The 21,262-nt window shown below is 70.3% G+C and carries 20 protein-coding genes; 18 read left to right on the top strand and 2 right to left on the bottom strand.

Annotated elements, in window-relative coordinates:
- Positions 1-51: 51 nt before the first annotated feature.
- The 3 genes from V5F49_RS06765 to V5F49_RS06775 are packed head-to-tail and all read left to right on the top strand — an operon-like array spanning position 52 to position 2,574.
- The gene (locus tag V5F49_RS06765) at positions 52-933 is read left to right on the top strand and encodes an ABC transporter permease (protein ID WP_394118374.1); all 882 of its coding nucleotides are present in this window, start codon (positions 52-54) and stop codon (positions 931-933) included.
- Positions 923-1,765, top strand: a complete 843-nt coding sequence (locus V5F49_RS06770) for an ABC transporter permease (protein WP_394118375.1) — start codon at positions 923-925, stop codon at positions 1,763-1,765. Before V5F49_RS06765 ends, V5F49_RS06770 begins: the two co-directional genes overlap by 11 nt.
- A complete protein-coding gene (locus V5F49_RS06775; protein WP_394118376.1) occupies positions 1,762-2,574 on the top strand; it encodes an ABC transporter ATP-binding protein in 813 nt (270 codons plus the stop codon). Before V5F49_RS06770 ends, V5F49_RS06775 begins: the two co-directional genes overlap by 4 nt.
- A gap of 7 nt (positions 2,575-2,581) precedes the next feature.
- On the opposite strand, the gene V5F49_RS06780 is transcribed toward V5F49_RS06775, so the two are convergent.
- Positions 2,582-3,655, bottom strand: coding sequence for a cytochrome-c peroxidase (locus tag V5F49_RS06780; RefSeq protein ID WP_394118377.1), 1,074 nt, complete (start codon positions 3,653-3,655; stop codon positions 2,582-2,584).
- Positions 3,652-4,491, bottom strand: a complete 840-nt coding sequence (locus V5F49_RS06785) for a transporter substrate-binding domain-containing protein (RefSeq protein WP_394118378.1) — start codon at positions 4,489-4,491, stop codon at positions 3,652-3,654. Before V5F49_RS06785 ends, V5F49_RS06780 begins: the two co-directional genes overlap by 4 nt.
- A 165-nt stretch (positions 4,492-4,656) precedes the next feature.
- On the opposite strand from V5F49_RS06785, the gene V5F49_RS06790 reads away from it, so the two are divergent.
- The 15 genes from V5F49_RS06790 to V5F49_RS06860 all read left to right on the top strand — a co-directional run bounded on the left by V5F49_RS06790 (position 4,657) and on the right by V5F49_RS06860 (position 21,157).
- Entirely contained in the window at positions 4,657-5,781 is a 1,125-nt protein-coding gene (locus V5F49_RS06790) for an ABC transporter substrate-binding protein (protein ID WP_394118379.1), read from the top strand.
- A gap of 101 nt (positions 5,782-5,882) precedes the next feature.
- The gene (locus V5F49_RS06795; RefSeq protein ID WP_394118380.1) at positions 5,883-6,734 is read left to right on the top strand and encodes an ABC transporter permease; all 852 of its coding nucleotides are present in this window, start codon (positions 5,883-5,885) and stop codon (positions 6,732-6,734) included.
- A gap of 22 nt (positions 6,735-6,756) precedes the next feature.
- Positions 6,757-7,542, top strand: a complete 786-nt coding sequence (locus tag V5F49_RS06800) for an ABC transporter ATP-binding protein (RefSeq protein WP_394118381.1) — start codon at positions 6,757-6,759, stop codon at positions 7,540-7,542.
- Positions 7,539-7,994, top strand: coding sequence for a tetratricopeptide repeat protein (locus V5F49_RS06805; RefSeq protein ID WP_394118382.1), 456 nt, complete (start codon positions 7,539-7,541; stop codon positions 7,992-7,994). The genes V5F49_RS06800 and V5F49_RS06805 overlap by 4 nt, the downstream gene beginning before the upstream one ends.
- A gap of 406 nt (positions 7,995-8,400) precedes the next feature.
- Positions 8,401-9,672, top strand: coding sequence for a metallophosphoesterase family protein (locus V5F49_RS06810; protein WP_394118383.1), 1,272 nt, complete (start codon positions 8,401-8,403; stop codon positions 9,670-9,672).
- The gene (locus V5F49_RS06815; RefSeq protein WP_394118384.1) at positions 9,672-13,157 is read left to right on the top strand and encodes an AAA family ATPase; all 3,486 of its coding nucleotides are present in this window, start codon (positions 9,672-9,674) and stop codon (positions 13,155-13,157) included. Before V5F49_RS06810 ends, V5F49_RS06815 begins: the two co-directional genes overlap by 1 nt.
- Before the next feature lie 195 nt (positions 13,158-13,352).
- Positions 13,353-14,339, top strand: a complete 987-nt coding sequence (locus V5F49_RS06820) for an HAD family hydrolase (RefSeq protein WP_394118385.1) — start codon at positions 13,353-13,355, stop codon at positions 14,337-14,339.
- Positions 14,340-14,405: 66 nt separating this feature from the next.
- Positions 14,406-14,885, top strand: coding sequence for a transporter (locus tag V5F49_RS06825; RefSeq protein WP_394118386.1), 480 nt, complete (start codon positions 14,406-14,408; stop codon positions 14,883-14,885).
- 14 nt (positions 14,886-14,899) lie between these two features.
- Complete coding sequence (locus V5F49_RS06830) at positions 14,900-15,868, top strand: AAA family ATPase (protein WP_394118387.1); 969 nt, start codon at positions 14,900-14,902, stop codon at positions 15,866-15,868.
- A 10-nt stretch (positions 15,869-15,878) separates the two neighbouring features.
- Positions 15,879-16,841, top strand: a complete 963-nt coding sequence (locus V5F49_RS06835; protein ID WP_394118388.1) for a DUF58 domain-containing protein — start codon at positions 15,879-15,881, stop codon at positions 16,839-16,841.
- Positions 16,838-17,305: a DUF4381 domain-containing protein gene (locus V5F49_RS06840; protein ID WP_394118389.1), complete on the top strand. Its 468-nt coding sequence runs from the start codon at positions 16,838-16,840 to the stop codon at positions 17,303-17,305. Before V5F49_RS06835 ends, V5F49_RS06840 begins: the two co-directional genes overlap by 4 nt.
- Before the next feature lie 3 nt (positions 17,306-17,308).
- Positions 17,309-18,331 carry a VWA domain-containing protein gene (locus tag V5F49_RS06845; RefSeq protein ID WP_394118390.1) on the top strand — a complete coding sequence of 341 codons (1,023 nt, stop codon included), beginning with the start codon at positions 17,309-17,311 and terminating at the stop codon, positions 18,329-18,331.
- A complete protein-coding gene (locus tag V5F49_RS06850) occupies positions 18,328-19,242 on the top strand; it encodes a VWA domain-containing protein (RefSeq protein ID WP_394118391.1) in 915 nt (304 codons plus the stop codon). Before V5F49_RS06845 ends, V5F49_RS06850 begins: the two co-directional genes overlap by 4 nt.
- The gene (locus V5F49_RS06855) at positions 19,239-19,886 is read left to right on the top strand and encodes a tetratricopeptide repeat protein (RefSeq protein WP_394118392.1); all 648 of its coding nucleotides are present in this window, start codon (positions 19,239-19,241) and stop codon (positions 19,884-19,886) included. The genes V5F49_RS06850 and V5F49_RS06855 overlap by 4 nt, the downstream gene beginning before the upstream one ends.
- Complete coding sequence (locus V5F49_RS06860) at positions 19,883-21,157, top strand: BatD family protein (protein ID WP_394118393.1); 1,275 nt, start codon at positions 19,883-19,885, stop codon at positions 21,155-21,157. Before V5F49_RS06855 ends, V5F49_RS06860 begins: the two co-directional genes overlap by 4 nt.
- Positions 21,158-21,262: the final 105 nt, after the last annotated feature.

The following is a 21,262-nucleotide window of genomic DNA, read 5'->3' on the forward strand; positions in this document are numbered from 1 at the left end:
CGCCGGGGCGGCGTGCGGCACCGCATGTGGCCATTTTCCGGATGACACAGCATGAGCCTTGCAGAGACACTCGACAAGCCGGTCTTCGAGGCGCCCGCTCGCGCCGGCGCGAGGCCGGACGTCGCGGGCCGCCGCCGTGGCCGCAAGCGCGGCCCCTCCCGCGCCACGCCGCTCGGCTCGGTGCTGCTCGGCCTCTCCTTCCCTCTCGCCCTGCTGGCGGGGTGGTGGTGGGCGGCGCGCCTCGGGCTGGTGCCGGAGCAGATCCTTCCCGCGCCCGAGACCATCTATGAGACCACCGCCGGCCTCCTCGCCGACGGCTCGCTCGCCGCCCACCTCCAGGTGTCCGCCCATCGCGTGCTGGTGGGCTTCGGGCTGGGCGCCCTGTTCGGCCTGGTCTTCGGCGCGGCAGCGGGCCTTTCCCCCACGGTGCGCGCCTTCCTCTATCCGCCGGTGCAGGCCGTGGCGCGGGTGAACGTGCTCGCCTGGATGCCGCTCCTCACCCTGTTCATGGGCATCGACGAGCCCCTGAAGTACGTGGTCATCGGCTGGTCGGCGGCGATCCCGATCATCCTCGGCACGGCGCGCGGAATCGAGAACGTCTCGCCCGCCTTCCGGGAGCTCGGCCGCGTGCTGCAGTTCGACACGCGCGACACGCTGCGCCTCGTGGTGCTGCCGGGCGCCGTCCCCTCCATCTTCGCCGGCCTGCGCGAGGGTCTCGCCAATGCGTGGCAGACGCTGGTGCTGGCCGAGCTGTTCGCCTCGTTCGAGGGGCTCGGCTACCTCATGACCTGGGGCCGGCAGCTGTTCCAGCTCGACCTCGTCATCATCGCCATGATCGTGGTGGCTCTCGCCGGGCTCGCCATGGACCTCGCGCTGCGGTGGGTGGAACGCCGGGCGCAGCCGTGGAGGCGGGGGACCCGCGATGTCCATTGAGGCCGTAGCGGACGCAGCACCCGCCCTGCCCGTCCAAGGGCGCGCCGGCCGTGGCCGGCGGAGCGGGACCTCGCCCGTCACCCGGCGGCCGGACTGGCGGCCATGGGCGGCGTTCGCGGCCCTGCTCGCCGTGTGGTTCGCCACCCGTCACCTCGGCTGGGTGCCGGCCAAATACCTGCCCTCCCCCCTGGCCGTGGTGCAGCGGCTGGCGCGGGAGGTGACCACGGGCACGCTGCTGCATGACCTGCATGAAACCCTGCGGCGCAATCTCTCCGGCCTCGTCATCGGCGTCGCGGCGGGCCTCGCGCTGGGGGCGGTGCTGGGCGCCTCCTCCCTCGTCGGACGTATCGTCGGCCCCACCGTTCTGGCCCAGCGGCAGACGGCGCTGTTCGCCTGGGTGCCCCTGCTCGCCATGTGGTTCGGCGGCGGGGACACGGGGAAGATCATCTTCATCGCGGTCGCCGCGTTCCAGCCGGTGGTGATCGGGACCTGGCGCGGCATCAGCCTGGTCCCGGCCACCTACCGCGAATTGTCCGAAGTGCTGCTCCTGAGCCGATGGAACTACATTCGCCTCGTCGCCGTGCCCAACGCCCTGCCCATGATCTTCACCGGCCTCCACGGGGCGCTCATCTACGCCTGGCTCGCAACCGTCGGCTCGGAGCTGTTCCTGAACATCTCGCCCGGCCTCGGCGGGCGGCTCAACGAGGGCAGCCAGCTGTTCGAGATCGACCTCCTGTTCCTCGTCATCCTCCTGTTCGGCCTCATCGGGCTCGGCTTCAACACGCTGGCCGAGCGCGCCGAGGCCCTCCTGATCCGCTGGAACACCCGATGAATGCCCCTTTCCCCTCCACCGCGGCCCCGGCCGCGACGACGCTGCCGGCCCTCGACATCCGCAACGTGAGCAAGGCGTTCGCGGTCGACGGCAGGGCCGTCGAGGTGCTCGCCGACATCTCGCTTTCGGTGGAGGCGGGAAGCTTCGTGAGCATCGTCGGCGCCTCCGGCTGCGGCAAGTCCACGCTGCTGCGGCTCATCCTCGGCCTCGACCTCGACTATGCCGGCGAGATCCGCCTCGACGGCCGGGAGGTGGAGGGGCCGGGGGCCGACCGGTCCATCGTGTTCCAGGAGCACCGCCTGCTGCCGTGGCTGACGGTGGAAGGCAATGTGGGCGCGGCGCTGCTCCACTCGGGGCTCGATGCGGCATCGCGCCGGCAGGCGGTGAGCGAGCATCTGGAGCTGGTGGGGCTGGAGGCCTTCGCCAAGGCCTATCCGGCCCAGCTCTCCGGCGGCATGGCGCAGCGCGTCGCCATCGCCCGCGCGCTCGCCAACCGCCCGCGCTTCCTGCTGCTGGACGAGCCTCTGGGCGCCCTCGATGCGCTCACCCGGCTGCGCCTGCAGGGAGAACTGAAGCGCATCGTCGCCCACGAGGGCGCCACCGCAGTGCTCGTCACCCACGACGTGGACGAGGCGGTGTACCTCGGCCACCGCATCGTCGTCCTCCATCCCCGCCCCGGCCGCATCGCTGCCGTGCTGGAGGTTCCGCAGGCCGCGCGGGCCGATCGCTCCAGCCCCGCCTTCGTCGCCCTGCGCGACCGGGTGCTGGAGCTGCTCGGCGTCGGTGTGGGAGAAGGGCGGGCGCGCTGAAACCCGGTCAGAGGGTTTTCAGGAAGGCCACCAGCGCCGCCTTCTCCGCCCCGGTCAGGCCGAGGGGGCGGATGTGGGGCGAGAGGCGGGCGGCGTCCCGGTAAAGCGGGCGGGCCGCCTCCTGCGCGTTGCGCGCCCATACCTCGCCGCCGCCGCGATCATAGAAGTTGACCACGCCCGCGAGGGTCGGAAACAGGCCGTTGTGCATATAGGGCTGGCTGGTTCCCACATGCCGCAGTGTCGGGGTCCTGAACCTGCCGACATCGTCACGATCGCCGGTCGTTTCGAACCGTCCGAGATCCTGTGCCGGCTCGCCGAAGAACGAGAGCCGCAGATTGTGGAACAGTCCGTCGGAAAGCGTTGGCCCGAAATGACAGTTCGCGCATCGCGCCTTGGTGCGGAAGAGGTGGAGGCCAAGCAGCTCCGTGTCGTTCAGGGCGGCGGGATCACCGCTGGCGAAACGGTCGAACCGGGTCGGGGCGTCGGTGGCATCCAGATAAGCGATCAGCGCCGCCGCCAGGGTCCGGGCCGATAGGCCTTCCGCGCCAAAGACCGCCCGAAACGCGCCGGCCAGCTCGGTGCGAGCCAGGCGGGCCACGGCGGCATCGAGATCGCTCCCCATCTCGGCCGGGTCGCTCAATGGGGCGAGGACGCGGGCGGAAAGGTCCGTTCCCCGACCGTCCCAATCGAGCTTCCTGCGGGTGGCAGCAGACTGAAGCGACGGCGGATTTCTCCGCCCCGGCACACCCGAGACACCGCGCCCGACCGGTTCAGGCACGCTGAATCCGTGCGCCGGATCGTGGCAGGACGCGCAAGCCACCTCGCCATCCTCGGACAACCGCGGATCGGCGAACGCCCGCGCGCCTAATGCCGCCTGCTGCCCGGGCGGGGGTGGGGGCGGCAGAGCCGCCATCTCGACGAAGGCCACATCGGCGTCGATGTCCGGCCGCGGCCAGGACGAGGGCGGCCCCCCATAGGCCGCCCGCAGCTGCGCGCCCTTGTCCGGAGCGTCGAAAAATCCTCCCGCCGCCATGCCCAGAACGACAAGCGCCAGGGATCGAAGCGCGCGGACGGACCTCAATGGCAATCCGCCGCCACCTGATCGCGATAGACCTCGAACGACACGGTGGAGGCCCATTTCTCCTGCCGTTGCCGCCAGCGCTCCGGGCTTGTCCCGGCAGCCAGCGCCCCGGCAACCGCGCGCGCCAGATCGGCATCGGCGGGCGCCACGGCGACCACCAGCGCGGTGGGCTCCGCGGCCGGCAGCGTCGCCGAGAATTTCTGCCACGAGAGCTTGGCGAACAAGGGATCGAGCAGCACGCGATCGTGGATGGCGGCATCGCATTCCCCGGTGCGCACATGCATGAGGGCGACGGCGGGCGCGCGCGCGACCTTCACCGTGGCGCCAAGCCGCCGGGCGAGGTCGCGACCGTGGCCGTTGGCTTCCGAGGCGCACACGACCCGCCCCTTCAGCTCGCCCCAGGAGGCAAGCGGCCGGTCCGACCGCATGGCGATGCTCAGCCCCGAAACGAACCCGGTCTCGACGATCCGGGCACGGCTCCTCAGCGCATCGTCGGCGCCGGCGCGGGCGAGCACCAGGTCGACCTCTCCCGCAGCCAGCGCCCGCGCCGCGTCCTCCCGGCCCACGAGGACCAGCTCGAAGGAGGCGCCGACGCCCCGGGCGATCTCGGCAGCAAGGTCGAGCTCGAAGCCTTCCTCCGCATACAGCCGCATGTCCGGCGTTTCCGGCGGCGGCAGCCAGCCGACCCCGATGCGCAGCGGCGCGGCGGCCCGGTGGGCGGCATGGGCATCGGCAACGCGGGGCGAGACCAGAAGAGAGGCGGCGGCCAGGGCGCCAACCGCCGCGGCCGCGACCAGCGCGACAAGGAAGAAAGGAGGCCGAGGAAACCGGTGCATGCCTTCAGAACTCGCCGGAGACAGGGGTCGCGGTTCCGTCCGGCACGGTACGGACCCGCCCCGACGAAAACGCCGCTTGCTATTTTCTATAAAATCACTCGATTATATCAAAATTGCAAGCCACCGTCCGGGCCCTGCCCGCCCGACACCCTCCGGGAGACTGCCATGCCCCGCCCTTCCCTGCCGCCCCTGCGGGCCGCGGCTCCGCACATCCGGCCCGGCCGCGCGATCGCGTTCGTGGCTCTCGCCGCCACCGCGCTCGTCGCCGCATCGCTGTCCGGCGGCACGCCGTCCGCGCGCGCGGACGAGCCGCTGACCGCCATCAACCTGCAGCTGACGCCCTGGACCGTGATCGCGCAGGAAAAGGGCATCTTCAAAGACGAGTTCGAGAAGATCGGCGTCAAGAAGGTGAACCTGATCGCCTCGGGCGGCGCCGATCTCGTGGGCGCGGAGGCCGCGGCGGTGAACAACGGCGCCATCGCCATCGCCCAGCGCATGATCTATCCCGCCACCGTGCATCGCGCGAACGGGCTGGACGGCGTGGTGATCTGGGCGTCCGAGCCCTCCAACCGCTACCGCGCGCCCATCCTCGCCCGCGCCGACAATGACAAGATCAATTCCGTGGCCGACCTCGACGGCAAGAAGTTCGGATCGAGCCGCATCTCCTGCTACTGGTCCTCGCCGTTCGAGATGACCACCAAGGCCGGCCTGCCGTTCGATTCGAGGGACAAGCAGGGGCGCATCCGCTACACCTCCATCGACAATTCGGCGGTCGCCATCACCTCGGTCCTCACCGGGGCCACCGACGCCACCACCGCGCATCTGGCGGCCGGCGCCTTCGCCGGGGCCTGGCTTTCCGGCAAGCTCAAGGTGATCGGCCGCTCGCCCGATGACGGCGTCTATGTGAACAACGCCGGCCGCGTCACCTACTTCGCCCGCCGCGACTTCGTGAACAAGTATCCGCAGGTGGTCAAAGCCTTCCTCGCGGCGCGCGAGCGCACCCGCGAATGGACCTACGACCACGTGGACGAGGCGGCCCAGATCGTCGCCGACAAGACCCGCGTGCCCCTGGAGGTCGCGAAGTTCCAGATCAGCCACGCGGGCGAATGGGAGTTCATGGCCGGCGAGCCCAACGCCGACCGGGCGCGGACCGCCATCAAGACCTTCCAGGCCTGGTACGTGGCCAATGGCGACGACATCCTTGCCGAGCGCAGCCTGACCGAGGCGCAGATCGACGCCTTCATCGACGGCCGCTTCTTCGCCGGCGGCGAATACTCGATCTACAACTGAGCCGGACCGCGGCCCGAACCCGACCGCCGGGACGACATCATCCCGGCGGCGCCATCTTTCTTCCCGCGCGAACGGCGCGCCCACAGCCGGACGTTCCCAGCATGTCCCACACATCCGATACCATCGAGGCCGCAGCGGTCGAGGCGGCCACAGTGGATCTGCCGGCGCACACCGAGGTGCCGGCGCGGCGCGGACCGAAGCTGCCGAACCTCACCGGCTTCATCCTCCCCTTCATCATCCTTGCCCTGTGGCAGACCGCGGCATCGAACAGGTGGATCGACCCGGTGTTCCTGCCGGCGCCGCTCACCGTCGTGACAGCATTCTGGAAGATGCTGACCAAGCAGAAGCTTGCCTTCGACTTCCTGGCCTCCATCAACATCGTCGGACAAGCCTTCCTCTACGGCTCCGCGGCGGCGCTGATCCTCGGGGTCGCGGCCGGGCTGTCGCGCCGGGTGGAGGAATTCTTCGGCCCCACCTTCGACACCATCCGCCACATCCCGGGCATCGCGTGGCTGCCGCTGATCGTGCTGTGGCTCGGCATCGGCGCCCCGGCGAAAATCCTGGTCATCGCCAAGTCGGTCTTCTTCCCGGTGTTCCTCAACACGCTGCAGGGCATCCGCAACGTGGAGAAGAACTACATCGAGCTGGCCAAGGTGCTGACGCTCACGCGCTGGCAGCTCATCCGAAAGGTCATCCTGCCGGCGGCGATGCCCTCCATCATGGTCTCGCTGCGCTATGCGGCGGGCCTTGCCTGGGCCCTCGTGGTGGTGGCGGAAGGGCTCTCCGGCCTCGAGGGTCTCGGCTTCCTCATCTTCCGCGCCCAGGGCCTGCTGCTCACCGACCAGTTGCTCGTGTGCATGGTCATCATCGGCCTCGTGGGCTTCGCCATCGACCGCTCCATGTTCATCGCGCAGAAACGCGTGCTGAAATGGAAGCAGGGCTACGACGGCTGATCGGACGACAGGAGCACTCCCCATGGCCACGCCCGGACACCTCAGCATCCGCAACGTCTCCAAGACCTATTCCCTTCCCGGCCGCCCGCTGGTGAACGTCCTCTCCCACGTGAACCTCGACGTCGAGCCGGGCACCTTCGTCACAATCGTCGGCCCCTCGGGCTGCGGCAAGTCCACGCTGCTGCGGCTGCTCATCGGCCTCGATGACGACTACAGGGGCGAGATCGAGCTGAACGACAAGCGCATCGTGGGCACGGCGCTGAGCCGCGGCATCGTCTTCCAGGACCATCGCCTGCTGCCGTGGCTCACGTTGGAGCAGAACATCGGCCTCAGCCTGGAGAATTCCGGCTGGACGCGGGCCGAGAGGGAGCTGGCCGTGCGCGAGCACATCGCGCTGGTCGGCCTGTCCGGCTTCGAGAAGGCCTACCCGCACGAGCTTTCCGGCGGCATGGCGCAGCGCGCCGCCATCGCCCGCGGCCTCGCCAGCCGGCCGGAGATCCTGCTGCTCGACGAGCCCCTCGGCGCCCTCGACGCCCTCACCCGCGTGCATCTGCAGGACGAGATCCAGCGCATCTGGGAGGTCGAGGGCGTCACCATGATTCTCGTCACCCACGATGTGGAGGAGGCCGTCTTCCTCAGCAACAAGGTGGTGGTGATGGCCGCGAAGCCCGGCCGCATCGTCGAGACGCTGGACATCGACCTCCCCTTCCCGCGCGAGCGCGCAGACGGCGCGTTCGTGGCGCTCAAGCGGCGCATCCTCGCCGCCATGGGAGAGGATGGCGGCAAGTCCGCCGTCCGTGCCGCATGAGGCCCCGCGCCCGTTTCGCCGCGGCGCTGCTCGCACTGCTGGCCGCGACCGCCAGCCCCGCGCTGGCGATGGACACCGCCCCCTCGACCGACCTGCCGGACCTCTCGGAAAGCCGCGCAGCCCTGTATGCCGGCGACTACGAACGGGCGCTGGCCCTGCTGGAGCCTCTCACCGCCACGGTGCGCCACGCCGACCTCTACAACCTCCTCGGCTTCGCCAATCGCAATCTCAAGCGCTATGACGCGGCCGCGCGCTGGTACAAGGAAGCATTGTTCTATGATCCGGGGCACCGCCCGGCCATCGAATATCAAGGAGAGCTGTACATCGAAATCGGCGACTTCAAGCGCGCGGAAAAGAACCTCGAGCTCTTGCGCCTCCTGTGCTTTCCCTCGGGCTGCGACGAACATCAGAAGCTGCGCAACGCCCTCGTCAATGCCGGTCGCAAGCCTTAGCGCACGGGCCCGGGGCCTGCCGGCTCATCGCTTCGGCTCGTCAGGCTCCGGGCAGCTTGATCGCGCTCGGATCTGCGGCCCGGATCGAGCCGCTGCTCCGGCATGGGGACATCCCGTGCGCGCACATCGTCGGGAGCTGCGCCATCGGAAGGTCGCGGGCCATTTTCGCCCCCCGCAACGGGTGGCAGACCCACCGGCCTCCCGTGACCGTGCTGCATCCGCCCCCGAGAGGGTCATCCTTCGCCAGAATGCCCGCGTCAGGGGCGCAAGCATCGCGGGCATCAGCAGGATTCCGCCGGCCGGCGGGCAGCTCCTCGCCCCCTTGCCAGCGCTTGATCCGGCACAGCGGCACGCTAAGGTGACGCGTCGGCTCAGTCGGTGAGCGACGTTGCAAACCCGTTCTGAGATGCCTTTCCGCTTCGTTCACACGGCTGACATTCACCTGGACTCTCCGCTGCGGTCGCTCGCCATGCGAGACCCGGAGCTCGCGGCGCTGATCGGCGGCGCCACCCGGCAGGCGCTGGTCGGCATCGTCGACCTTTGCCTGGAGGAGCGGGTCGACGCGCTGGTCATCGCCGGCGATCTCTACGACGGCGACCAGACGTCGATGAAGACGGCGCGGTTTCTTGCAGATCAAATGAGGCGTCTGCACGAGGCGGGGGTCGTCGTCTACAAGGTCCGGGGCAACCACGACGCGCTGTCGAGGATCACGCAGGAGCTCGTCCTGCCGCCGTCGCTGAAGCTGTTCGGCGGCCGCGCGGAGACGGTCGAGCTTCGCCTGGGCGGCCTCGACGTGGCGATCCACGGGCTGAGCTTCGCCAGGCCGCACGCGCCCGAAAGCCTGCTGCCCAAATACGGCCGGCCCCGACCGGGCGCCGTCAACCTCGGCATCATGCATACGAGTCTCGCGGGCGCCTCGGGGCACGATCCGTATGCGCCCTGCGCCGTCGCGGACCTGGATCAATGGGGTTTCGACTATTGGGCGCTGGGCCACATCCATGCCCGTTCGGAATACCGCGGCGCCTCGACGGTCGTGATGCCTGGCATGCCGCAAGGCCGTGACATCGGCGAGGCGGGGCCCAAGAGCGTCAGCCTGGTCACCGTCTCGGACGACCACCGCATCGTGATCGAGGAACGGCCGACAAGCGTCGCGCAGTTCGAGCGCATTCCGGTCGACCTCACGGACGCTGCGACCTGGTCCGAGATCGTTGACAGGATCGAGCGCGACATCGCCGCCGTCCGCGACGCGACGCCGGCGCCCCACCTCGTCGGGCGCCTCGCGCTCGGCGGGCGCACGGAAATGGCGTGGCGTATGCGACGCGACCGCGACCTGCTGCAAACCGATGTCGAGCACCGCCTCGGAAGCTCGGGAGGGACGTGGATCGACAAGATCGAGATCGGGACCGAGCCTGCCCGCGGAGCGACGCCGGCAGGCGGAACGGCGGACCCGGTCGACGAGCTGGGCACGCTGATCCGGGATGAGATCCTGTCGCGGCACGAGGTCCGCGAGAGCGTGGCCGCGCTCGTGAAGGAGATCCGGGACGATCTGCCGCCGGAGGCGCGACGGTTCTGCGGCGACGACGAGGCGGTGTTCGAGCGTTTCGTCGACCGCCTGCTCGGCGACAGCGGCGAGGAGATCGTCGCCCGCCTGGCCCAAAACGGCGCCGAGCTGCGCTGATGCGTCTGCGACGCCTCGACCTGACCCGGTACGGCAAGTTCACGGACTTCGCCATCGACTTCGGCGAGCGTGCGGACGGCGGCCCCGACCTGCATATCATCTACGGGCTCAACGAGGCCGGAAAGTCGACCGCCCTGTCGGGCTTTCTCGACCTGCTGTTCGGGATCGAGGAGCGGTCGCGCTACGGCTTCCTGCACCAGTACGCGACAATGGAGGTCGGGGCGGTTCTCGAGTTCGGCGGCAAACGGCACGAGGTACGGCGGGTCAAGCAGCGCGCCGGGTCGCTCCGGGACGCATCGGGCCAGACCGTCGGCGACGGCCTGCTCGTCGGGGCATTGGGCGGGCTCACCCGCGACGCCTACCGGACGATGTTCTCCCTCGACGACCAGACCCTCGAAGACGGCGGCAACGCGATCCTCGACAGCAAGGGAGACCTCGGCGAGCTCCTGTTTTCCGCGAGCGCCGGACTGGCCGGCCTCAGCAAGGCCTTGACGGCAATCTCGGGCGAGGCGGACGCGATCTTTCGCAAGCGGGCATCCTCGACCGAGATCGCCGGCCTGAAACGGCGTCTGACGGAGCTCAAGTCGGCCCGCGACCTCATCGACACCCAGGCCAGCGCCCACAAGGTGCTGGTGGTGGACCTCGACCGGGCCGAGCGCGCCTATGCCGAGGCGTCCGCGGAGCACGGCAAGCTGAAGGCCCGGCTGAACGAGCTGGGCGGCCTGGTGCGGGCCGCCCCTCTCCTCGCCGAGCATGGCCGCCTTGGCGCGGAATTGAGCCACCTGGCCGCTCTCCCTCGTCCACCCGCGCACTGGACGGCGGAGCTGCCCGCGCTGATCGATGGCGATGCAACGCTCAAGGCGACGCTGTCCGTCCTGGACGGTCGGATCGAGCAATTAAGGAAGGAACGCGACGCGGCAGTGGTCGACGAGACGCTGCTCCGGATGACGGACCGGATCATGGCGCTTGCGTCCGGTTCGGCCCGCAACCTCGGAGCCGAGACCGATTTGCCGAAGCGTCGTGCCGCCCTTGCGGAACATCGCGCGCAGCTCGTCCAGTTCGCCCGCTCGATCACGGGCCGGGACGGCGATGTCGATCCGGACGGGCTCGTCGTCGATGCCGGCACGTTGGGAACCCTGCGCGGATTGATCGAGAGCTGGTCGGGCATCGAGACGCGCGTCGCCTCGACATCGACCGAGCTCGAAGCGGCTGCCCGAGCGCTGGCGCATGCCAGGGAGGATCGCGGAACCCTCGAGCGCGACCAACCGGTACTGGACATCGGCCGGAAAGCCGCGCTCCAGGCCGCGGTCGGTGGCGTGAAGGGATCGGACCTGCTTGCCCGGCGGCGGGTGGCGGCAGCTGCCGCGAACGCCAAGGCCCGCGCCGCGGACGAGGCGCTGCGCCTCGTTCCCTGGTCCGGCAGTCCCGAGGATCTCGAAAAGGCTGGAGCGCCCACACCACGCGAGGTCCAGGACTGGCGCGACACGCTGGCCCGGCAGGACCTGAGACGGGAGCGTCATCGCCAGCAGCAGCGCGACCTGGAGAGCGAGAAGACGCAGCTGCAGGCCAGGATCGCCGCGGCGCAGACCGGCGCGGGCGCGATCGGCGACGAGGAGGCGGCGGCTCTGCGCGGACGGCGCGACCAAGCCTGGGAGACCCATCGCGGCGGTCCGGATGCGCGAACCGCGTCCGCATTCGAGGAGCTGATGCAGGCGGTCGACACGATGGCGGACGCGCGTCTCGCCGCGGCCGACAGGCTGGCCGAGCTGCGCGGACTTCGACGGGACCGGGACATCTGCGACGCGAAGCTGGCTCGCGAAGGCAGGCTGGAGGCGGAAGTGGATGCGGAGACGTCCGAGCTCGCCGCTCGGATCGCGGACGCCTGCCCGACGTTCATGGCGGATGCGGGCTCAAGACCGCTCGTGGAGCGGATCGCCGGCATCGACGCCTGGGTCGCGCGACGCGACCGGGCCGTCGCCGCGGCCGCAGACCATCGGTCCGCGCTCGCGGAGCTTCGGAGCGCCGAGGCGGAGGTTCGCGAGGAAACGTCACGGCTCGAAGCGGCTCTGCGGGCGACCGGCTTCGCGCCGGCTGGCCTGGAACTCGCAGCCCTGCTGCAGGCCGCCGACGATCTGCTCGTCAAGGAGGCATCGCAGAGGCAGGCCCTTGCCGCCGCCGACAAGCTGGTGCGCGATTGCGAGCGGTCGCTCGACACCCGGCGCAAGGCGGCCGAGACCGCCGCGCGGGAGGAGCAGGCCTGGCGCGACGCGTGGACGGCGGCGCTGGCGGGAACCTGGCTCCAAGTCCGGCGGGACGACCGGAACGCGATCCGGTCGATTGTGGACGCGCTCTCCAGGCTGCCGCACCAGCTCGCAGAACGCGACGCGCTCGTGCACCGCGTCAGGAGCATGGAGGCGGATCGGGATTCCTTCCTGGCCGACCTCGCCGCGCTCCTGAACGAGCTCGGCGAAGACATGGGAGAGGCGGCACCCGGCGTCGCCGCGGCCGACCTCATCGAACGGCACCGGCTGGCGGTGGATGCGGCAGCCCAGCGCCAGAGGAAGACGGAGGAGCTCGCCGGGGTCGAGCAGGAACGGGCCGCCATCGTCGACAACATTGCCGTGCACACCGCCCGCAAGGCGGATCTGCTCGCGTTCTTCGACGTGCAGGACCTCAAGGATGTCGCAGCCTGCCTGGTCAGGTGCGCGCGCCGCGACCGGCTCGAGGAAGACATGGGCGCGCTCGCATCCCGGATCCTGCACGAGACCGGCTTGCCGTCCATGGAGGCCGCGCAGGAACGCCTGACCGGTCCGGACGCCGGCGACCGGGACCGGGAGCACGAGGAATGCGCCCGGCGCGTCGAGGATCTGGAAGAACGGTTGAAGTCGCTGTTCGCCGCGCGTTCGGGGGCGGCCGACAAGCTCGCCGCGATCGGCGGCGACGACGCTGTCGCCCGGATCGAGACCGAGCGCCGCACGGTCATGCTGGAGATCGAGGACAAGGCGCTTCGGTTCCTGCACCTGAGGACCGGCGCCATCCTCGCGGAAAGGGCGCTCCAGGTCTATCGGGAGAAGCATCGCGGCTCGATGATGGGTCGCGCATCGGAAGCCTTCCGGATGATCACGCGAGGCGGGTATTCCGGGCTGGCGACCCGGCCGGAGAAAGACCGCGAGACGCTGATCGGGCTCGCCGGGTCGGGCGGATCGAAGCTCGCGACCGACATGTCGAAAGGCACCCGGTTCCAGCTCTATCTCGCGCTTCGCCTCGCCGGATACGAGGAGTTCGCCAGGATGCGGCAGCCGGTGCCGTTCGTGGCGGACGACATCATGGAGACCTTCGACGAGCCCCGCTCCGAGGAGGTTCTCTCGCTGTTCGGCAAGATGTCGGAGACGGGACAGGTGATCTACCTGACCCATCATCGGCACCTCTGCGATCTGGCCAGAAAGGCCGTGCCGCAGGTCGTCATTCACGAGCTCCCGGGCTGACGCGAGCCACTCGCCAGACCTGCACCGCCGCAAGCCTGAAGCAGGCGCCCGATCCGGGGCGATCCGGGGCGGCCGGCCCATGACGCATGGCTCAGGAAGGCCGGCACCTTGGCGCGGCCACCGATCATCGTTGCGTTGACGCAGGTTTCATTCGGGAGGAAATTTCCGCGCTGAGACATCGAAAGGAGCTCACGTATGAAGCTTCTCGCCCGCGCGTTGGCTCTCACGGCTCTGCTTCTGTTTTCGTCTGGATCCGTGCTCGCGGAAGCGCTTTCGTCATGGAACGACGGGCCCGCGAAGACGGCGATCCAGAGCTTCGTCCAGCGCGTGAGCGATCCGGCCAGCAAGGACTTCGTGCGTCCCGAGGCGCGCATCGCCGTTTTCGACAATGACGGCACGCTGTGGGTCGAGCAGCCCATGTACACGCAGCTGGCCTTCGCCCTCGACCGGCTGAGGGAACTGGCGCCGCAGCACCCCGAATGGCAGCAGAATCCGACGCTGAAGGCCGCCCTCGACGGCGACCTGAAGACGGTCGCGGCGGCGGGTGACAAGGGGCTGCTGGAACTCGTCATGGTGACCCATGCCGGCATGACGCCGGACGAATTCCAGAAGGTTGTCACCGACTGGCTCGCCAAGGCCGGGCACCCGCGCTTCAAGCGGCCGTATACCCAGCTCGTCTACCAGCCCATGCTGGAACTGCTCGCCTATCTGCGCGAGAACGGCTTCACGACCTATATCGTCTCCGGTGGCGGCATCGAGTTCATGCGGCCCTGGTCCGAGAAGGTCTATGGCGTCCTCCCCGCCCAGGTGGTCGGGTCGAGCATCAAGACCCGGTTCGAACTGGTGGATGGCAAGCCGACACTGGTGCGGGAGCCGGTGCTGAACTTCATCGACGACGGCGCCGGCAAGCCGGTGGGCATCAACCAGCACATCGGCCAGCGCCCCATCGCGGCGTTCGGCAATTCCGACGGCGACCTGCAGATGCTGCAATGGACCACCGCCGGCGACGGCGCCCGCTTCGGGCTGATCGTCCATCACACCGATGCCGAGCGCGAATACGCCTATGACCGGACGTCCCCGTTCGGCCGCCTCGACAAGGCGCTCGATGCGGCGGCGGCCCAGGGCTGGACCGTGGTCGACATGAAGTCCGACTGGAAGACGATCTTTCCGCCAGCCAAGTGAGCGTCCCTCAGAGAGCCTGTCTCCCGCTGCACTGGAAGCGGCGGCGAGAATGGCATTTCGAGAACGTTGACCGACTACACCACGGGCACCGGGTTCCACGCCGGGCGGGCGGTGACGAAGATGCCGACGAAGCAGTTCTCCATGGGTCTCGTGGTCTACTATCGCGACCAGATCACAGGAGACAGCGGACCGGGGGCGCGGCCCGGCGCGTTCGAGGGACGCGCGATTGCGCTCGGGGGGACCGTTGCCTACAATTTCCATCTGGCGGGTACGCCGGTGTCAACGCGCGTGAAACCCTATCGCGAATTCGACGTGGTGAACCGCCTGGAGGGCACGGCCGGCTACCTCACCGTGGCCTTTCCGGTGACGGGGGGCCAGATGAGCCGTTCGATCCGCCAGAAACGCCCGTCATCACCCGTCGTGGGCGGGAAAGGGCTGCCGGATGCAGGCGCCGGCATGGACGCGTCGGACCTCGGCGCTCTCGTCACCGGCTGGATCGAGGCTGCACGGCCTCCCCGCTTCGACCGGTCCTTCGAGAAGAAATAGACAGGAGGCAGGACATGGCGCCCCGCGACTCCGTCATCGAGATCCAGAAGCGCGTCAACGCCTCCATCATCGGCCAGGAGCTTGTGGTGGAGCGCCTCGTCATCGCCCTGCTCGCCAATGGCAACGTGCTGCTGGAGGGGCTGCCGGGCCTCGCCAAGACGCGGGCCATCCGCAGCCTGTCGCAGGCGCTGGAGAGCGAGTTCCGGCGCATCCAGTTCACCCCGGACCTTCTGCCCTCGGACGTCACCGGCGGCGAGATCTATCGCACCGAAGGCACGGGGGCGGGCACCTTCGAGTTCCGCAAGGGCCCGATCTTCGGCAACCTCGTGCTGGCCGACGAGATCAACCGCGCCCCCGCCAAGGTGCAGTCGGCGCTGCTGGAAGCCATGGAGGAGCGGCAGGTCACGGTCTCGGGCACCACCTACAAGCTGCCCGACCTGTTCATGGTGCTGGCGACCCAGAACCCCATCGAGCAGGAAGGCACCTACCCCCTGCCGGAAGCGCAGATGGACCGTTTCCTCATGCACGTGCGCATCGTCTATCCGAGCGATGCGGACGAGGTGAAGGTGCTGCGCCTCGTGCGCGGCGAGGAAGACGGGGGTGGGGATCCGCCCGCGAGGATCGCGCAGGCGGAGGTGTTCGCGGCGCGCAAGGAGATCCGCGCCGTGAAGATGGTGGAGGCGGTGGAGAATTACATCGTCGCCCTCATCGCCGCGACCCGCCGCCCCGCCGAATTCGGCGACAGGCTGAAGGACTGGATCGCCATCGGCGCGAGCCCGCGCGGCACGCTGGCGCTGGATCGGACATCGCGCGCCCATGCGTGGCTGCAAGGCCGCGACTATGTCACCCCGGAGGACGTGCAGGCCGTTGCCCACGATTGCCTGCGCCACCGCGTCGCCCTGACCTACGAGGCCGGCGCCGACGGCAAGCACGCCGACGACGTCATCGACGAGCTCATCCGGCAGGTGGCCGTGGCGGTGTGAGGAGGTCGGCATGGCGGACGGTGCGCGCATCCACGTTTCGCTCGACGACCTGCTGAGGCTGAAGCACCGCGCCAAGGGCTTCAGCTTCCTGCCGAGGCAGCCGGTGCATTCGCTGCTCGCCGGCCGCCACGCCTCGCGGCTGCGCGGGCGCGGCCTCGAATTCGAGGAGCTGCGCCCCTATTGCGAGGGCGACGACGTGCGGGCCATCGACTGGTCCTCCACCGCCCGCATGGGTGCCCCCCAGTTGCGGGTCTACACCGAGGAGCGCGACCGGCGGGTGATCCTGCTGGTGGACCAGCGCCTCTCCATGTTCTTCGGCAGCCGCCACATGATGAAATCCGTGGCGGCGGCCGAGGCGGCGGCGCTGGCGGCTTTCCGCGTCACCTCGCTGGGCGACCGGGTGGGCGGCATCGTCTTCTCGGAGAACGGCATCGACGAGATCGAGCCGCGCGCTCGGCAGGCCGCCATCGGGCCGCTGCTCGAGGCCATCGTCCGCCACAACCGCGCCCTCCGGGCCGATGATCCCCGCCCCGCCGATCCCGCTTTGCTCAACCGGGCGATCGCCGGGGCGCTGCGACTGCTGCCGCACGACGGGCTGCTCACGCTCATCACCGACGCCGCCGGCGCGGATGCCGAGACGGTGCGGCTCGTAACGCGGGTCACGGCGCACAACGACGTGCTCACCGTGTTCGTGTTCGACCCGCTGGAGCAGGCGCTGCCGGGCATCGGCCGCGCCGTGGTCGCCGAGGGCGGCGGACAGGTCGAGGTCGACACCTCCGCGCGCGGCCTCAACGTTGGTTTCGCCGACGACTTCCGCCAACGGCGGGAGGCCGTCGAGGCCTTTTCCCGACGGCGCGCCATTCCCGTGATGCCGCTCTCCACCGCGCGCGATACGGCGGACCAGTTCCGCGAGCTGCTTGGCCGCCGGATGGCGCATTCCGCCCCGCCGCGCGGTGTGGGGAGCGCGGCATGAGCGAGGATGCCGCCGATCTCTCCCGCCTCGCGGACATCGTGGTGCCGTCGCCGGTGCCATGGTGGCCGCCGGCCCAGGGCTGGTGGATCCTCTGCGCGGGACTTGTCGCGGCCCTCGCCATCCTCGCGCTGGGGGCCATCCGGCATTACCGGCGCAACGCCTACCGCCGGGCGGCGCTGGCCGAGCTGTCCGCCGTCGGGGCGGTCGCCGACCCCGCCGGAGCCGCCGCCGTCTCCGCCATCCTGAAACGGGCTGCCCTCGTCGCCTATCCGCGCGCCGAGGTGGCCGCGCTCACGGGCGAGACATGGCTCGCCTTCCTGGACAGCTCGGCAGCGATGTCGGATTTCACGGATGGCCCCGCCGCCGGGCTTGCGCGCGCGGCCTATGGCGGACCGCTCGCGCAGGGGGCGGACATCCTGGCCGCGGCGCGGCGCTGGGTGAAGCGACACCGGGCGAGGGCGTGATCCATGCTCACCTTCGCCAATTCCTGGCTCGCCGTGCTCGCCCCCATCCCCGCGCTCGTCTACTGGCTGCTGCCGCCCTACGAGACGCGCCGCCCCGCCGTGCGCGTGCCCTTCTTCACCACCCTCTTGCGGCTTTCCGGCGCGAGGCCCCGCGCCGGCGTCAGCGTGGGCCGGCGCGGGCTTTGGCGGGCGCTGGTGCTGGTCGTGTGCTGGCTGCTGGCGCTGCTGGCGCTCATGCGTCCGCAATGGGTGCTGCCCCCGGTCCACATCGAGAAGCCGGCGCGCGACCTTTTGCTGCTGGTGGACCTGTCCGGTTCCATGGACACGCAGGATTTCACCAACGCCGCAGGGCAGAAGGTCAGCCGCCTCGCCGCCGTGAAGGAGGTTCTCGACGACTTCCTCGCGCGCCGGCAGGGCGACCGGGTGGGCGTGGTGGTGTTCGGCAGCGCGCCGTTCGCCCTTGTGCCCTTCACCACGGACCTCAAGCTCGCCCGCCAGATGCTGGCCGAGATGCAGGTGGGCATGGCGGGCCCGCGCACGGTCCTTGGCGATGCCATCGGGCTCGGCATCAACCTCTTCGCCGGCTCGACCGCGCCGGCGAAGACCATGATCGCGCTGACCGACGGCAATGACACCGCGAGCAGCGTGCCGCCCGCCGAGGCCGCGCGCATCGCGAAGGACCGGGGCATCGTCATCCACACCGTCGCTGTCGGCGATCCGAGCGCGGCCGGCGAGGAGAAGCTCGACGAAGCGGCTTTGCGCGATGTCGCGGCCGCCACCGGCGGCGGCTATTACCGCGCCCTCGACCGTGACGGGCTCGAGGGCATTTATGCACGCCTCGACCAGGTGGAGGCGCGCAAGGTCGAGACCGTTTCCTTCCAGCCCCGCATGGACCTCTATTGGGTGCCGCTGGCGGCGTTCCTCCTCATCTCGATGCTGGCGCAGTCCCTGCGGCTCGTGCGCCTGCCGAGCCGGCGCGCGGCCCCGTCTGCCGCCCGGCGGAATGCAGCGGAGACGGCGCCATGATGGAGACGCTCGCCCAATTCCATTTCCTGCGACCGTGGTGGCTGCTGATGGCATTGCCTGCGCTCGGCCTGTGGTGGCTGCAGCGGCGAGAGGCCGACACCACGGCGCGCTGGCGGGCGGTGATGGACGCTCCCCTTTTGGCCGCGCTGACGGTGGGCGGCGATCGCCGCCGACGCATCGCCCCCGAGCACGTGCTTCTGGCGGCGTGGATCGTCGGGATCGTCGCGGTCGCGGGGCCGACATGGCGGCAGGTGCCTTCTCCCTTCGCCCAGTCGGCGCGGCCGGCCATGTTCGTGCTGAAGGTGACGCCCTCCATGCAGGAGCGCGACCTTCCCCCCACCCGTCTCGACCGCGCGCGGGAGAAGATGGCGGACCTGCTGAAGCTGCGCGAGGGTGCGCCCACCGGGCTGATCGCCTATGCCGGCTCCGCCCATCTCGTGCTGCCGCCGACCGCCGACGCGGCGGTGGTGACCGGCATGGCCGGGGCGCTGGCCCCCGGCATCATGCCGCGCCCGGGCGATGGACTGGCCGAGGCCGTCCGGCTGGCGCAGCAGACCCTCGCGGACGCCGGACAGGGCGGTTCGATCGTGGTCTTCGCCGACACCGCTCCCCGGCTCACCGACGTGAAAGATGGCGCCGCGCCGGTAACGCTGTTCGCCATGCGGCCCGCGGACCGTGCCAAGGCCGATCCCGCCCTTGCCGCCGCATCATCCGCTCTCGGCGCCGATCTCGTCGTCCCCACCATCGATGCAAGAGACGTGGAGGCCCTCGCCCGCAGGCTCGCCACCGCCGGCCCGCCGCCGCCCGCGCCCGGCGAGGCGCCGCGCTGGCAGGAGGCCGGCTGGTGGCTCACGGCCTTCGTGGCGCTTCTGGCCGCCCTGTGGTTCCGGCGCGGATGGGTGCTGGCATGAGCACCCCCCGCGCCCTTGCCGCCCTTGGTGTTGCCCTCTTTGCCGCGCTTGGCCTCGCCGCATGGGGCGCAGGCTGGCGCGGCTTGTGGGCCAGCCCGGACCAGCGCGGCCGATACCTGTACGAGCGGGCCCGCTTCGCGGACGCCGCCGAGATCTTCCGCGATCCCATGTGGCGCGGCGCGGCGCAGATGCGCGCGGGCGATTTCAAGGCGGCAGAAGCGACGTTCGCCGGCGTCGATACGGCGGATGGCGCCTACAATCAGGGCAATGCCCTGGTCATGCTGGGCAAGTATCCCGAGGCCGTCGCGCGCTACGACCATGCGCTCGCGCTTCACCCCGGCTGGAAGGCGGCCGAGGGCAACCGGCAGATCGCGCAGCTCCGCGCCGAACGCCTCATCGCGAAGGGCGAGGACGCCGGGGACCAGCGCGAAGGCGCCGACCAGATCGTTTACGACAAGGACGCCACGCAACCCGGCAGCCAGGACACGCAGGCGGCGGGCGCGCAGGCCATGAACGACGAGGCCGTGCGCGCGCTCTGGCTGAAGCGGGTGCAGACCAAGCCTGCGGACTTCCTGCGTGCCCGCTTCGCTTACCAGTTGCAGATCGCGGAGCAGCCCGCGAGCGGGGGAGAGGCAGGCCCATGAAGACCCGCCTTCTTGCCATCGCCGTGCTTCTGGGCGTCTGCGCGCCGCTCGCCGCACAGGATGCCCCGCCCCCGGCCGGCACCGGCGTCGCTGCGCCCGTTCCCGTCGCGCCGGCGGCCGTGGTGCGCCAGAGCCTCGATCCGGCGACGGAAGCGGTGATCGGCCAGCATGTGGCGCTGCGGGTGGACGTGCTGTTCCGCGACGAGATGCCGAGGCCGCCGCGCGTCAGCCTTCCCGACGTCCCGGGGCTGCAGGTGCTGCGCTTCGAGACGCAGGCGACGACCATGCGTGAGACCATCGATGGGGCGACCTATGTGGGACAGCGCTTCGAGTTCGCGCTCTACCCGCGCCGGGGCGGAACCTTCGAGATCCCCGCGGCATCGGTGGCCCTGATGGACGCCCAGGGCGATCCGGCCGGCACGGCGGCCGGCCAGTCGGTGCCGCTCGCGGTACGCGTGCCGCCGGGCATCGACGCCTCGGGGCCGGTGGTGGCGACGCGACGCCTGACCCTATCGGAGCAGTGGGACCCGCCGCCGAAGGGCAGCTTCAAGGCGGGCGACGCCATCGTCCGCACCATCACCCGCACCGCCGAGGATGTGCCGGGCCTTGCCATGCGGGACCTCGCCTTTCCTGCGCCGCAGGGCGTGCGGGCCTATGTGGACCCGCCCGATGTCACCGACCGGAGCAATCGCGGCATCGTCACCGGCCGGCGCCTGGACCGTGTGACCTATGTGCTCGAACGCGGCGGCCAGTTCGATCTGCCCGCGGTGGAACAGCCCTGGTGGGACCTCGGCGAGAGCACGCTGCGCTCCGCACGCGCTCCGGGCGCGACCATCGAGGTCACGGCGGCAGCATCCGAGGCGGTCGGCGGCGGAGCGTGGCGACGGCCCGTGTGGATTGCCGTGGCCATCGCCGTGCTGGGCGCGCTGGCGTATTGGCTGCTGCGGCGTCGGCACGCCGCGACGCCGAGCGCGGCACGCGTCGAGCGCGACGCCTTCACCGCGCTGCGACAGGCCTGCGCTTCCGCCGATGCAAGGACGGCCTATGACGCCTTCGTCCGTTGGCGGCGCGTCCTCGATCCCGTGCGCGGCACGGCCGCCGGTGCGATCCAGGCTCCCCTGGATGCAGCCCTGTTCGGCGGCGCCGCATCGAGCTGGGGCACGGAGCAGTCGGGCGCCCTCCTCGAACGTGCAGCCAACCTGCGACGGGCGCGTGGGCCGGAGGCCGTGGACGAGGGGCCATTACCCCCGCTCAATCCGGGACGTTCGTGACCGGGCGGGGCACGAAGGGCCTGACGACAAGACCTTTGCTCCGGCATGCCTCGACGAGCGGCAGGGATCGCGCCCGCCCCGTCCATCCGCCCCCTGCGCGCGGGG

This window comes from Xanthobacter lutulentifluminis (assembly GCF_043194675.2).
Lineage (GTDB): Bacteria > Pseudomonadota > Alphaproteobacteria > Rhizobiales > Xanthobacteraceae > Xanthobacter.

Bases quoted from the DNA above. Each gene is read 5' to 3' on its own strand.
- V5F49_RS06845 (WP_394118390.1), top strand. From the start codon at position 17,309: ATGCTCACCTTCGCCAATTCCTGGCTCGCCGTGCTCGCCCCCATCCCC.
- V5F49_RS06850 (WP_394118391.1), top strand. From the start codon at position 18,328: ATGATGGAGACGCTCGCCCAATTCCATTTCCTGCGACCGTGGTGGCTG.
- V5F49_RS06765 (WP_394118374.1), top strand. From the start codon at position 52: ATGAGCCTTGCAGAGACACTCGACAAGCCGGTCTTCGAGGCGCCCGCT.
- V5F49_RS06795 (WP_394118380.1), top strand. From the start codon at position 5,883: ATGTCCCACACATCCGATACCATCGAGGCCGCAGCGGTCGAGGCGGCC.
- V5F49_RS06775 (WP_394118376.1), top strand. From the start codon at position 1,762: ATGAATGCCCCTTTCCCCTCCACCGCGGCCCCGGCCGCGACGACGCTG.
- V5F49_RS06860 (WP_394118393.1), top strand. From the start codon at position 19,883: ATGAAGACCCGCCTTCTTGCCATCGCCGTGCTTCTGGGCGTCTGCGCG.
- V5F49_RS06790 (WP_394118379.1), top strand. From the start codon at position 4,657: ATGCCCCGCCCTTCCCTGCCGCCCCTGCGGGCCGCGGCTCCGCACATC.
- V5F49_RS06805 (WP_394118382.1), top strand. From the start codon at position 7,539: ATGAGGCCCCGCGCCCGTTTCGCCGCGGCGCTGCTCGCACTGCTGGCC.
- V5F49_RS06785 (WP_394118378.1), bottom strand. From the start codon at position 4,491: ATGCACCGGTTTCCTCGGCCTCCTTTCTTCCTTGTCGCGCTGGTCGCG.
- V5F49_RS06835 (WP_394118388.1), top strand. From the start codon at position 15,879: ATGGCGGACGGTGCGCGCATCCACGTTTCGCTCGACGACCTGCTGAGG.
- V5F49_RS06770 (WP_394118375.1), top strand. From the start codon at position 923: ATGTCCATTGAGGCCGTAGCGGACGCAGCACCCGCCCTGCCCGTCCAA.
- V5F49_RS06810 (WP_394118383.1), top strand. From the start codon at position 8,401: ATGCCTTTCCGCTTCGTTCACACGGCTGACATTCACCTGGACTCTCCG.
- V5F49_RS06830 (WP_394118387.1), top strand. From the start codon at position 14,900: ATGGCGCCCCGCGACTCCGTCATCGAGATCCAGAAGCGCGTCAACGCC.
- V5F49_RS06815 (WP_394118384.1), top strand. From the start codon at position 9,672: ATGCGTCTGCGACGCCTCGACCTGACCCGGTACGGCAAGTTCACGGAC.
- V5F49_RS06800 (WP_394118381.1), top strand. From the start codon at position 6,757: ATGGCCACGCCCGGACACCTCAGCATCCGCAACGTCTCCAAGACCTAT.
- V5F49_RS06820 (WP_394118385.1), top strand. From the start codon at position 13,353: ATGAAGCTTCTCGCCCGCGCGTTGGCTCTCACGGCTCTGCTTCTGTTT.
- V5F49_RS06840 (WP_394118389.1), top strand. From the start codon at position 16,838: ATGAGCGAGGATGCCGCCGATCTCTCCCGCCTCGCGGACATCGTGGTG.
- V5F49_RS06855 (WP_394118392.1), top strand. From the start codon at position 19,239: ATGAGCACCCCCCGCGCCCTTGCCGCCCTTGGTGTTGCCCTCTTTGCC.